Below are 11,578 nucleotides of genomic sequence, written 5' to 3'. Positions count from 1 at the left end.
GGTCGCGACCAGGACCCGTGGCGGTCGGCCCGCCGCGTCGGCGACGGTCGCGCGCCGAACGTCTCCGTGCCGAGCGGGAGGGTCGTCGACGGCGCACTGCTCGCGGAATTCTCGTCGCCCTATGCATTGGCGTGGTTGTCATCGCGGCGTTCGTCGGCTTCAGGATGTTGCACGGCTTCGGCCCGCAAAACGACTTCGCCGGCGACGGCAAACAGGACCTGGTAGTCCAGGTGCATCCCGGGGACTCGACCACGGCGATCGGCGAGACGCTGCACAAACAAGACGTCGTCCGGACCGTCAAGGTGTTCCTCGAGGCCGCGCAAGGCAACGAAGCAATTTCGGCGATTCAGCCCGGTTACTACCGGCTGCGCACCGAGCTCCCCGCGGCCTCGGCGGTCAAGGCGCTCGCCGATCCCGCGAGCCGGGTCGGCAAGGTGGTCATCCCCGAGGGTGAGCAGCTCGACGACACCACCGACGTCAAGACCAACGCCACCACACCCGGTATCTTCACCATGATCGCCACCGCCAGCTGTGTCGAGCTGAACGGCGACAAGCATTGCATCGCGGCGGCCGATTTGCGGGCAGCGGCCGAAAAGACCCCGCTGGCATCACTTTCCGTGCCGCCGTGGGCGGTCGCGTCGGCAACAGCGATGGGTGACGATCACCGTCGGATCGAGGGCTTGATCGGGCCGGGCACCTGGAACGTCAACCCGTCGGCGTCTCCGCAGGAGATCCTGGAGTCATTGATCAGCGCCAGCTCGGAGCATTACGTGGGCTCGGGTCTGCAGGACACCGCCAACGCGATGAACATGTCGCCATACAACGTCCTGGTGGTCGCCTCGCTGGTGCAGCGGGAGGCCAAGCCGCAGGACTTCGCCAAGGTGGCGCGGGTCATCTACAACCGGCTCGCCGAGCACCGCAAGCTGGAGTTCGACTCGACGGTGAACTATCCGCTGGACCGCCGCGAGGTCGCTACTACCGACGGCGATCGCGACAATTCCACGCCATGGAACACCTACGCCAACGACGGGCTGCCCGCGACGCCGATCTGTTCGCCCGGCAGCGACGCCCTCAAAGCGGCCGAGCATCCCGAAGACGGCGACTGGTTGTACTTCGTGACCATCGACCCGCAGGGCACGACGTTGTTCACTCGCGACTATCAACAGCATCTGGCGAACATCGAGTTGGCCAAGCGCAACGGTGTCCTCGACAGCGCGCGCTAAAAAGGCGGCGGTGCTCGGCTCGCCGATCGCACATTCGCGCTCTCCGCAACTGCACCTGGCCGCCTACCGCGCGCTCGGCCTGGATGGGTGGACGTATCAGCGGATCGAGTGCGGCGCCGACGAATTGCCAGGCGTTGTAAGCGGATTCGGCCCGGAATGGGTTGGCGTGTCGGTGACCATGCCCGGCAAATTCGCCGCGCTGCGGTTTGCCGACGAGCGCACCGACCGCGCAGAACTGGTTGGTTCAGCCAACACGCTGCTGCGTACGCCAGCTGGCTGGCGGGCCGACAACACCGACGTCGACGGCGTGGCGGGTGCGCTGAGCTCAGAAGGCTTCGAGGCGGGTGCCGCCGTGGTCGCGGGATCCGGCGGTACCGCGCCGGCGGCGATCGTGGCGCTGGCCGAATTGGGTGTCACCGACATCGCCGTCGTCGCACGCAACCCGAACAAGGCCGCTGGCCTGGTCGAGCTGGCTGACCGGGTCGGCGCGGTGGCCCGGTTCTGCGACCTGAACGACGGCGCGATCAGCGAAGCGGTCGGTGCCGCCGCAGTATTGATCAACACCTTGCCCGCCGAGGTCGCGGCGCGTTACGCGGAGTCCTTCGCCGATGTGCCGGTGCTGCTCGACGCGATCTACGACCCATGGCCGACGCCGCTGGCCGCCGCGGTGGCAGCCGCGGGCGGGCGGGTGATCAGCGGTCTGCAGATGTTGTTGCATCAGGCCTTCGCGCAAGTCGAACAATTCACAGGGCTACCCGCGCCACGAGCGGCGATGGCAGCGGCCTTGGATTAGCCTGCGGTGCATGCTGATCGCGGCCGTGCTTCTCTGGATGGCGGCGCTGACCGGCTATGACGTCCACCAACGCCGGCTGCCCAACTGGCTGACGTTGCCCGGTTTCGCGGCGATGATGCTCGTCGCCGCCGGCTCAGGCCACGGCCCGGCGGCCGTGCTGGGAGCCGCAGCGTTGACCTCTGTCTATCTGCTGGTGCACCTGCTGGCACCGACGGCGATGGGCGCCGGGGACGTCAAGCTGGCCCTTGGTTTGGGTGCGCTGACCGGATGCTTCGGTGCGGACGTGTGGTTGCTTGCCGCGATCGCAGCGCCGTTGTTGACCGCGGTGGTCGGCACAGTGGCGCGACTCGGTTGGTCGGCGAAGATGGTCCCGCACGGCCCGTCGATGTGTCTGGCCAGCGCTGCCGCGCTGGGACTGGCACAGGTGTAGTTGTCGCACCCGACGGCAATGAGCTCGGCTATGGAATGCGCCAGGAACTTTGGTGGGGGTAGTCGTCGTCGGGCAGGGGCACTGTCTGCTGTTGTTCGATCCAATCGGCGAGATCGGCATCGGTAAAGCTGATTTCGGGCCCCGGGTAGCCGATTGCAGCAACATCGAAGACAGACTCGATCATGACTGGCTTCCTTCCCGTTAGCTTGTGCACTGCAAAGTGTTGGTGTTCGACGAGATTCGCTGGTGCTTCCCCGCCGGAGGGGGCCGGGCTACCCGCCCCTCCGGAGAATCGCCTGGATGGGCATCGGCGTGTCCTCACACGACGAGGTGAGGCGCGCCCGTTGTGTGGCCGGAGGGTGTGCGGGCGGCTCGGCTTTATCTGCGGGGATGGCATCACCTGCCTTTCGCGTCGACTCGATGATGTGTTCGCGGGCTGTTCTCGGTTCGGGGGGCCGCGTTGGACGGCGCGGACAGCCTGCACTGGTCCGCTCCGCGGGCGTAACGGTGCACCGGACGACCGGCCAGCCAACCGGGGCTCGATGACGGCGCAGCCGGTGGCTGGTGGCGCCGGCGGCTGAAGCGCAGGGGTGAGCGCTGCGCACAAGATGGCGTCGACCTCGGCGATCAGCTTTGCGACATCGGGATCCAAGTACAGAATTTCTGATTCCAAACTGTCGATGGTGTCGCCGGTCGGCGCCGCCGTGACTATGTGCCTCATCGTGGCTCACCTCATCCCGCGCTCACCGGCCGATCAAGCGTTGATCGCCTTATGTCCGTTGCTGTTGCCGATCGCGATCTTGCGGGGCTTAGCCTTCTCGGCCACCGGGATCCGCAATCGCAATACGCCTCCGTCGTAGGAGGCGGCGATCTGGTCGGTGTCGAGGTTGTCACCCAGGACCAGCTGCCGGCTGAATACCCCGCGGGGGCGTTCGGTGGCCAGCATCTCTTGGCCGGGATCAACATCGGGACGCTGAGCGCGCACGGTCACTACGTTGCGCTCGATGTCCAGTTCCAACGAATGCTCGTTGATCCCGGGCAGATCGAATTCGACGACGAATTCCTCACCCTCGCGCCAGGCGTCCATCGGCATCGCGGCCGGACGGGCCGCGGTCCCCAACACCTGCTGGGTGAAGCGATCAAAGTCACGGAACGGATCTGTTCGCATCAGCATGGTCGCCACCTCCAACTCCCCAATCTGGTGTCAGATATCAGTTAATATGTGCCAGTTGGCATAGATTTGATATAGCACGTGCATGCCTCTTAGGCAAGAACCAGATGAGATTTTCTGGCATCATGCGAGGGGCATGAGTAACTACCAGCGGCGCGGGCCCGGACCGACACCTGACCAGGGCGTGTACGGCATCTCCGTGGTCGCCGAACTATGCGGCGCACCCGTCCAGTCGATACGGCTCTGGGAACGCCACGGTCTGCTCACCCCAGCACGAACCCAGGGTGGCACCCGCCGTTACAGCGCAGAAGACCTCACCCTGATCGCCCGCATTGCCGCCTTGGCCGCCGCCGGCGTCAACATCGCCGGCATTACCCGCATCCTCGATCTCGAAGATGCCAACACCGCCCTACGCACCGCCGGATCTTCGCGCCGATAGTCGGTGCAACCGCACCAGGTGAAGCCGATGTGATCCGCTCGTGTCTTCAATGAGGGAAACGACCCTGATGTAACCGCACGCTAGACGGTCGCGACCCGAGGAAGTGGCAGCGTCTGGCAGCGCTGACGGTCGATCTGGCAGCGCCTCGCGCCGCACCATCTGCGCATGACGAATGCATCGATCTCTCATAGCCGCGACCGAATCCACGACTCGCGCTGGCGCTCCGTCGGCACCGACCTCGCCTTCTGGACCGTGGTGGGTGCGGTGGTTGCCGCGCTCAGCGGTCCGCTCGGTCACATGTGGGGTGTGCCGCGGGCCGACCTGGTGGCCGGTGGGTTGTCGTTCCTCGCCGGCGGCGCCCTGTTGCTGTTCGGTATGAACCGGATCCGTCCGCTCTCGCGCGGGCTGGTGCTGGGCTGCGGCGTTTCCAACCTGGTGCTGGCGCCGACGATGTGGGCGGCGGCGGCCCTCGGGTGGCTTCCGCTGAGCTCCGCGGGTAACTGGGCGCTGGCGGGTGCGGGCGACGTGGCCCTGGTACTGGGTATCTGGCAGCTCGCAACGGCACGACGTTCGCGGTAGCGCGCAGTCTGCCGATTTTTAATTGTCGAGGCCTGTCGTGGGAAGATGGGACTCGTGTTGCGATGGACTACTGCTGGTGAATCTCACGGCCGGGCATTGGTGGCCGTGGTCGAAGGCATGGTCGCCGGATTGAGCGTCACCTCCGACGACATCGCCGACCAGCTGGCACGCCGCCGCCTCGGCTACGGCCGCGGCGCCCGGATGAAGTTCGAGCGCGACCAGGTCACCGTGCTGGCCGGTGTGCGCCACGGCGTCACACTCGGCGGGCCGATCGCCATCGAGATCGGCAACACCGAATGGCCGAAATGGGAAACCGTGATGGCGCCCGACCCGGTCGACGCCGCGGAACTGGAGGTGGCGCGCAACGCGCCGCTGACCCGGCCGCGACCCGGCCACGCCGACTACGCAGGCATGCTCAAATACGAGTTCGATGACGCCCGCCCGGTGCTCGAGCGGGCCAGTGCCCGCGAGACCGCTGCCCGGGTCGCGGCTGGCACCATCGCCCGGCAGTTCCTGCGGCAAGCCCTCGGGGTCGAGGTGCTGTCCCACGTCATCTCGATCGGCGACTCGTCGCCTTACGAGGGTCCGCCGCCGCAGCCCGGTGACCTCGTGGCGATCGACGCCAGCGGGGTGCGGGCATTCGACAAGGCGACCGAAGAGTCCATGATCGCCGAGATCGAAGCCGCCAAGAAGGACGGCGACACCCTGGGCGGCGTCGTAGAAGCCGTTGCGATCGGATTGCCGGTCGGGCTGGGCTCTTTCATCAGCGGCGACAACCGGCTCGACAGCCAACTCGCCGCCGCCGTGATGGGCATCCAGGCGATCAAGGGCGTGGAAATCGGTGACGGGTTCGCCACCGCGCGCCGGCGTGGCAGCCGCGCTCACGACGAGATGTACCCGGGTCCCGATGGCATCGTGCGCTCGACCAACCGGGCCGGCGGGCTGGAAGGCGGCATGACCAACGGCGAACCGCTGCGGGTACGCGCCGCGATGAAGCCGATTTCCACCGTGCCGCGCGCGCTGGCCACCGTCGACATGACGACCGGCGATGAGGCGGTCGCGATCAACCAGCGCTCGGATGTCTGCGCGGTGCCCGCTGCTGGCGTGGTGGTCGAGACGATGGTGGCGTTGGTGCTGGCTCGCGCCGCGCTGGAGAAGTTCGGTGGCGATTCGCTGACCGAGACCCGGCGCAACATCGAGTCCTACCTGCGGTCGGTGGCCGAGCGGGAGCCGGTTAGCGAAGTTCGGGCATCGGGGTAATTCTGATGGCGCCGAAAGCAGTGTTGGTGGGACTGCCGGGATCCGGTAAGTCCACTATTGGGCGACGGCTGGCCAAGGCCCTCAACGTCGGCATGCTCGACACCGACGCGGCGATCGAGGAGCGGACCGGACGCCGCATCGCCGACATCTTCGCCACCGACGGAGAAGAAGAGTTCCGCCGCATCGAAGAAGACGTGATCCGGGCGGCGCTGGCCGAGCACGACGGCGTCCTGTCCCTTGGCGGCGGCGCGGTGACCACTCCGGGGGTGCGTGCCGCATTGGCCGGCCACACCGTCATCTATCTGGAAATCACTGCGGCCGAAGGGGTTCGGCGCACCGGTGGCAACACGGTGCGGCCGCTGCTGGCCGGGCCCGACCGGGCCGAGAAATTTCGTGCGCTGATGACCGAGCGTGTTCCGCTCTATCGGAAGGTAGCCACGATCCGGGTGAATACCAGCCGTCGCAATCCCGGAGCCGTTGTCCGCCACATCGTGTGCCGACTGAACGACCCGAAACCCGGCAACCTCGCGCGCAACCTCCGCCGTCCGCCGTGGCGCCGCACGCCGTCCCCGGAAGTGCCCAGCGCACCCGAGCCCAGAACCGGACCGCCGCCCACCCCCGCCACGCCGGCCGCCCTGGCCGCGGCCCGTCGCGCTGAGGCGGATAAATGACGGAACTTCCCGCACCGGTCACCGTGCACGTGGCCGTCGATCCGCCCTACCCGGTGGTGATCGGTACCGGGCTGCTGGGCGAGCTCGGCGAGCTGCTGGCCGGCCGGCACCGTGTCGCCATCCTGCATCAACCGGTGCTGACGGAGACGGCCGAGGTGATTCGAAAGCACTTGGCAGACCAAGGCATTGACGCACATCGTATCGAGATTCCGGACGCCGAAGCCGGCAAGGACCTACCCGTGGTGGGTTTCATCTGGGACGTGCTGGGCCGCATCGGCATTGGCCGCAAGGACGCCTTAATGAGTTTGGGCGGCGGTGCCGCTACCGACGTCGCGGGCTTCGCCGCTGCGACCTGGCTGCGGGGAGTGTCGATCGTGCACGTTCCCACCACGCTGCTGGCGATGGTCGACGCGGCGGTCGGCGGCAAGACCGGGATCAACACCGACGCCGGCAAAAACCTGGTGGGCGCGTTTCATCAGCCGGCCGCGGTACTGGTCGACCTGGCGACCCTGCAGACCCTGCCGCACAACGAAATCGCGGCCGGTATGGCCGAAGTCGTCAAGGCCGGTTTCATCGCCGACCCGGTGATCCTGGACCTGATCGAGGCCGATCCGCAGGTGGCGCTGGACCCGTCGGGGGAGGTGCTGCCGGAGTTGGTCCGACGCGCGATCGTGGTCAAGGCCGAGGTGGTGGCCGCCGACGAGAAGGAATCCGATCTGCGCGAAATCCTCAACTACGGACACACATTGGGACACGCAATCGAGCGGCGGGAGCGCTATCAATGGCGACACGGCGCCGCGGTCTCGGTGGGATTGGTGTTCGCTGCCGAATTGGGCCGGCTGGCAGGGCGTCTCGACGACGCCACCGCGGAGCGTCACCGCAGCATCCTGACCTCGCTGGGGCTGCCGACGAGCTACGACGCCGACGCCTTGCCGCAACTGCTGGAGGCCATGGCCGGCGACAAGAAGACTCGTTCCGGGGTGCTGCGATTCGTGGTGCTCGACGGCCTGGCCAAGCCCGGCCGGCTGGAAGGTCCGGACCCGGCCCTGCTGGCGGCCGCCTACGCGGAGGTGGGCACTCGATGACCATCAATGTCATCAACGGACCCAACCTCGGCCGGCTCGGCCGTCGCGAGCCCGAGGTCTACGGCGACACCACCCATGACGATCTCGTCGCGCTGGTCGAACGCGAGGCCGCCGAGCTCGGCGTGAAAGTCATTGTGCGACAAAGCGACAGCGAGGCTCAGCTGCTGGACTGGATCCATCAGGCGGCAGACGCCAAAGAGCCGGTGATCCTGAACGCCGGCGGGCTGACCCACACGTCGATCGCCCTGCGGGACGCCTGTGCCGAGCTGAGCGCGCCCTTGATCGAGGTGCACATCTCCAATGTGTATGCGCGCGAAGAGTTCCGGCACAACTCATACCTGAGCCCGGTGGCGACCGGGGTCATCGTGGGATGTGGCGTCCAGGGGTATCTGCTGGCCCTGCGCTACCTGGCCAGCCTCGGCCGCTAGTGGTCTTCTGACTTCGGCTTTTCGATGTGCTCGGTGGCCGGCTCGGAATGCTCCTGGGACGGCAGCGCCTCGGTCTTCGCGGCGCTGGGCGGCCAGGGAATCTTCTTGGTCTTTTCCTCGCTGGCGGCTTCCGTGGTCGCTTCGGCTTCCTGGCTGTAGGCCGTCGGCGCCTCGTACTCGCGTTCGGCGGTCGCCACGGACGTCGACTGCTCCTCCGGCCAGGCGGCACCCTCAGCCGTGGCCTGCTCCGATCGGACCGCGGCGAACACGTCGGTGTCGGCCCGATCCTCGCCCCCACCGCGGGTGCCGCTCTGCGGGTGGTAGGCGCCGGTACGGTCAACCCTCCAGCGGCCAATGGCAACCCCGCTGATCGCGCCCAGGAACACCACCAAGGCGGTGAAGGCCGCGAACGTAGTCAGCTCGTTGATCAGGCCACCGACGTACAGCGCCTTGTAGAACACCGAGATCAGCCAGGTCACCGCACCGCTGAGCACTCCGGCGACCAGACCGGCCAGCAGCCACGTCATCGCCAGATCTTCGCGACGGTCCGGGTCGGGGTTGCTTGCGGCGTCCTCGCGGCCGTCGATCAACCCCCAGGCGACCACGCCGGCGAGGAACAGAAGGAGCAGCGCGATGCTGATCAGTGCGGCCTGCGTCTGCCACACGCTGATCAACGTTCCCTGAAACAGCCGAACGACGACCATCGCGGCGCCGAACACGACCCCGCGCAGCATCCAGTTAGTCATGGGGCCACAGCGTAGCGAGTAGCGTCACCTGGCGTGTCACATTCCCAGCGGCGCGCCGCACTCGCAGCTCGACTTCTGGCGGCCGGGCTGGACGCGATGCTGGTCACGGACCTGATCAACGTTCGCTATCTGTCCGGCTTCACCGGATCCAATGCTGCTCTGCTGGTGTTCGCGGACGACGATGGCGCCGTTTTGGCCACCGACGGTCGCTACCGCACTCAGGCCGCCCAGCAGGCGCCCGATCTGGAGGTGGCCATCGAACGGGCCTGCGGGCGTTACCTCGCCGGGCGGGCCGCGGGCAGCGGGGCCCAGCGGGTGGGTTTCGAAAGCCACGTGGTCACGGTGGACGCCTACGACGCACTGGCGGCCGCGTCGGCTGAGGCCGGCGGCAGCGAGCTGGTCCGCGCCGCCCAGACTGTGGAGGCGCTGCGCGAGATCAAAGACGCCGGGGAGGTGGCGCTGCTGCGGCTGGCCTGCGAAGCCGCCGACGCCGCGCTGACCGATCTGATCGCCCGCGGCGGCCTGCGGCCGGGGCGCACCGAACTCGAGGTGGGCCGCGAGCTCGAGGCGCTGATGCTGGACCATGGCGCAGACGGCATCTCGTTCGAGACGATCGTGGCCAGCGGGGCGAATTCGGCGATCCCGCATCACCGGCCCACCGAGGCGGTGCTGGCCGCCGGGGATTTCGTCAAAATCGACTTCGGCGCCCTGGTCGGCGGGTATCACTCCGACATGACCCGCACCTTCGTGCTGGGCAAGGCGAACGACTGGCAGCTGGAGATATACCAGCTGGTCCACGACGCGCAGCGAGCCGGCCGGATGGCGCTGGAAGCCGGCGCGTGCCTGGCCGACGTGGACGCGGCGGCGCGCGAGGTGATCATCGAGGCTGGGCACGGCGCGCATTTCGGTCATGGTCTCGGCCACGGGGTGGGGTTGCAGATCCATGAAGCGCCGGGGATCAACGCCACCGCCGCCGGTACACTGCATGCGGGCTCTGTGGTCACCGTGGAGCCCGGCGTCTATTTGCCGGAACGCGGCGGCGTCCGCATCGAGGACACGTTGGTTGTGGCCGACGCGGGGCAGGCCCATGGCCACGCACCGGAATTGCTCACCCGGTTCCCCAAGGAACTGGCGATCCTGTAGGAGATTCACCGACTGTGGCAAGCACTGCCGATTTCAAGAACGGACTCGTGCTGGTGATCGACGGCCAGCTGTGGCAGATCATCGAGTTCCAGCACGTCAAGCCCGGCAAGGGTCCGGCGTTCGTCCGCACCAAGCTGAAGAACGTGCTCTCCGGGAAGGTGGTCGACAAGACCTACAACGCCGGGGTGAAGGTAGAGACCGCGACGGTGGACCGCCGCGACACCACCTACCTCTACCGCGACGGCACCGACTTCGTGTTCATGGACAGCCAGGACTACGAGCAACACCCGTTGCCGGAGTCGCTGGTCGGTGACGACTCCCGGTTCCTGCTGGAGGGCCTTCCGGTGCAGGTGGCGTTCCACAATGGCGCGCCGCTGTACATCGAGCTGCCGGTGACCGTCGAACTCGTGGTCACGCACACCGAGCCGGGTCTGCAGGGTGATCGGTCCAGCGCCGGCACCAAGCCGGCGACCGTGGAGACTGGCGCCGAGCTTCAGGTTCCGCTGTTCATCAATACCGGCGACAAGCTGAAGGTCGACTCCCGCGACGGCAGCTACCTGGGACGTGTCAACGCGTGAGCCGGCCCGTCCGGGGACGGCACCAGGCGCGTAAGCGCGCCGTCGATTTGTTGTTCGAAGCCGAGGCTCGCGGATTGACCCCGGCCGAGGCGGCTGACGCCCGCACCACGCTGGCGGCGGCCAAACCTGATGTGGCGCCACTCAACCCGTACACGGTGACGGTGGCCCGCGGCGTCACCGAGCACGCCGCACACGTCGACGACCTGATCGCGTCGCACCTGCAGGGCTGGACGCTGGACCGGCTGCCGGCCGTGGACCGGGCGATCCTGCGTGTCGCGGTGTGGGAGCTGCTGCACGCCGACGATGTGCCCGGGCCGGTCGCCGTCGACGAGGCGGTCGAGCTCGCCAAAGAGCTGTCCACCGACGACTCACCCGGGTTCGTCAACGGAGTGCTGGGCCAGGTGATGCTGGTGACACCGCAGATCCGGGCGGCCGCAGAGGCGGTGCGTTCGACGACGATACAGGCGCCTGACGGCGCCCGAGGAGGAGACGAACCGACCAACGCTGCCGCCGGCGATTCATGACCCGGCTGGAGCTGCGCGCTCTGATCGCCGCCATTCTGGCGGCGACGGTGATTCTGGGCGCGGTGATGTGCGCGGCATACGGGCAGGCGGCGATCGCAGCGGCGCTGGCCATCTATGCGCTCGGGGTCGGCGCCTGGCTGTATCACTCGATCGAGCGTCTCGTGCTGGCCCGTCGCATCGAGACGGTTCGCACGGCCGTCACGCCGCTCCGCCCGTTGCTTCCGGTGATGGCCGCGATCATGGCGCTGACCCAAGCCGTGGTGCGATCGCTGTCCGACGTCACCGAGGTCGCACCACGCCGCTGGATTCCGATCACCCGCGGCCGGAAAGACGACGACTTCGAGGTCTGAACCCGGGTTCGCGGCGGCACGTCGTGATACCCCTGTTGCCTCATGTCAATATGCCCGCGGCGCTATTCGTTGCCTCAAATGCCGGATGCCCGCGTGAGCTGGTTCGTCGCGTCGTTTGCTGATGCCGGCTTGGGTGGGGCTTGGCGCTTGGGTCCGGC

At 67.5% G+C, this 11,578-nt stretch carries 15 protein-coding genes and 1 pseudogene; 13 read left to right on the top strand and 3 right to left on the bottom strand.

Annotated features, from left to right (window positions below):
- The 3 genes from mltG to WAN02_RS07500 form a co-directional block, all read left to right on the top strand.
- A partial coding sequence (mltG, locus tag WAN02_RS07510; protein ID WP_422263532.1) for an endolytic transglycosylase MltG occupies positions 1-1,223 on the top strand: 1,223 nt, incomplete at its 5' end.
- Positions 1,201-2,016 (top strand): shikimate dehydrogenase, encoded by an 816-nt coding sequence (locus WAN02_RS07505; protein WP_422263531.1) that lies wholly within the window; start codon positions 1,201-1,203, stop codon positions 2,014-2,016. The genes mltG and WAN02_RS07505, both read left to right, overlap by 23 nt.
- Before the next feature lie 10 nt (positions 2,017-2,026).
- Positions 2,027-2,446: a prepilin peptidase gene (locus WAN02_RS07500; RefSeq protein WP_422263530.1), complete on the top strand. Its 420-nt coding sequence runs from the start codon at positions 2,027-2,029 to the stop codon at positions 2,444-2,446.
- 28 nt (positions 2,447-2,474) lie between these two features.
- Here WAN02_RS07500 and WAN02_RS07495 read toward each other — a convergent pair whose 3' ends face one another.
- Together WAN02_RS07495 and WAN02_RS07490 are read right to left on the bottom strand one after the other, a co-directional pair.
- A complete protein-coding gene (locus tag WAN02_RS07495) occupies positions 2,475-2,630 on the bottom strand; it encodes a hypothetical protein (protein WP_422263529.1) in 156 nt (51 codons plus the stop codon).
- A 570-nt stretch (positions 2,631-3,200) separates the two neighbouring features.
- The gene (locus WAN02_RS07490; RefSeq protein ID WP_422263528.1) at positions 3,201-3,620 is read right to left on the bottom strand and encodes an Hsp20/alpha crystallin family protein; all 420 of its coding nucleotides are present in this window, start codon (positions 3,618-3,620) and stop codon (positions 3,201-3,203) included.
- A gap of 133 nt (positions 3,621-3,753) precedes the next feature.
- Here WAN02_RS07490 and WAN02_RS07485 point away from each other — a divergent pair, with 133 nt between their 5' ends.
- The 6 genes and pseudogenes from WAN02_RS07485 (at position 3,754) to aroQ (ending at position 8,079) form a co-directional block, all read left to right on the top strand.
- Positions 3,754-4,056 (top strand): MerR family transcriptional regulator, encoded by a 303-nt coding sequence (locus WAN02_RS07485; RefSeq protein WP_422263527.1) that lies wholly within the window; start codon positions 3,754-3,756, stop codon positions 4,054-4,056.
- Between the two features lie 165 nt (positions 4,057-4,221).
- On the top strand, positions 4,222-4,635 hold the full coding sequence (locus WAN02_RS07480) for a hypothetical protein (RefSeq protein ID WP_422263526.1): 414 nt from the start codon (positions 4,222-4,224) through the stop codon (positions 4,633-4,635).
- 54 nt (positions 4,636-4,689) lie between these two features.
- The gene (gene aroC / locus WAN02_RS07475; RefSeq protein WP_422263533.1) at positions 4,690-5,895 is read left to right on the top strand and encodes a chorismate synthase; all 1,206 of its coding nucleotides are present in this window, start codon (positions 4,690-4,692) and stop codon (positions 5,893-5,895) included.
- 5 nt (positions 5,896-5,900) lie between these two features.
- A pseudogene (locus WAN02_RS07470) lies at positions 5,901-6,425 on the top strand (shikimate kinase); the annotation flags it as partial.
- Between the two features lie 137 nt (positions 6,426-6,562).
- Positions 6,563-7,651 (top strand): 3-dehydroquinate synthase, encoded by a 1,089-nt coding sequence (gene aroB, locus WAN02_RS07465; RefSeq protein ID WP_422263525.1) that lies wholly within the window; start codon positions 6,563-6,565, stop codon positions 7,649-7,651.
- Positions 7,648-8,079, top strand: coding sequence for a type II 3-dehydroquinate dehydratase (gene aroQ, locus WAN02_RS07460; protein ID WP_422263524.1), 432 nt, complete (start codon positions 7,648-7,650; stop codon positions 8,077-8,079). Before aroB ends, aroQ begins: the two co-directional genes overlap by 4 nt.
- On the opposite strand, the gene WAN02_RS07455 is transcribed toward aroQ, so the two are convergent.
- The gene (locus tag WAN02_RS07455; protein WP_422263523.1) at positions 8,076-8,825 is read right to left on the bottom strand and encodes a B-4DMT family transporter; all 750 of its coding nucleotides are present in this window, start codon (positions 8,823-8,825) and stop codon (positions 8,076-8,078) included. The two genes, aroQ and WAN02_RS07455, sit on opposite strands and share 4 nt — an antisense overlap.
- A gap of 33 nt (positions 8,826-8,858) precedes the next feature.
- Between WAN02_RS07455 and WAN02_RS07450 the strand changes: the two genes are divergently transcribed.
- From WAN02_RS07450 to WAN02_RS07435, 4 genes are read left to right on the top strand one after another with little or no spacing between them, the layout of a single operon-like run.
- A complete protein-coding gene (locus WAN02_RS07450) occupies positions 8,859-9,968 on the top strand; it encodes a M24 family metallopeptidase (protein ID WP_422263522.1) in 1,110 nt (369 codons plus the stop codon).
- A 14-nt stretch (positions 9,969-9,982) separates the two neighbouring features.
- A complete protein-coding gene (gene efp / locus WAN02_RS07445; protein WP_325692836.1) occupies positions 9,983-10,546 on the top strand; it encodes an elongation factor P in 564 nt (187 codons plus the stop codon).
- On the top strand, positions 10,543-11,070 hold the full coding sequence (nusB, locus tag WAN02_RS07440; protein ID WP_422263521.1) for a transcription antitermination factor NusB: 528 nt from the start codon (positions 10,543-10,545) through the stop codon (positions 11,068-11,070). The genes efp and nusB overlap by 4 nt, the downstream gene beginning before the upstream one ends.
- Complete coding sequence (locus WAN02_RS07435) at positions 11,067-11,420, top strand: antitermination protein NusB (RefSeq protein ID WP_422263520.1); 354 nt, start codon at positions 11,067-11,069, stop codon at positions 11,418-11,420. Before nusB ends, WAN02_RS07435 begins: the two co-directional genes overlap by 4 nt.
- Positions 11,421-11,578: the final 158 nt, after the last annotated feature.

The sequence above is a fragment of the Mycobacterium sp. genome (assembly GCF_049281135.1).
In the GTDB taxonomy this organism is placed as follows: Bacteria; Actinomycetota; Actinomycetes; order Mycobacteriales; family Mycobacteriaceae; genus Mycobacterium.
The sequence above is the reverse complement of the archived record's forward strand: the minus strand, read 5'-3'. Positions and strand labels throughout refer to the sequence as shown.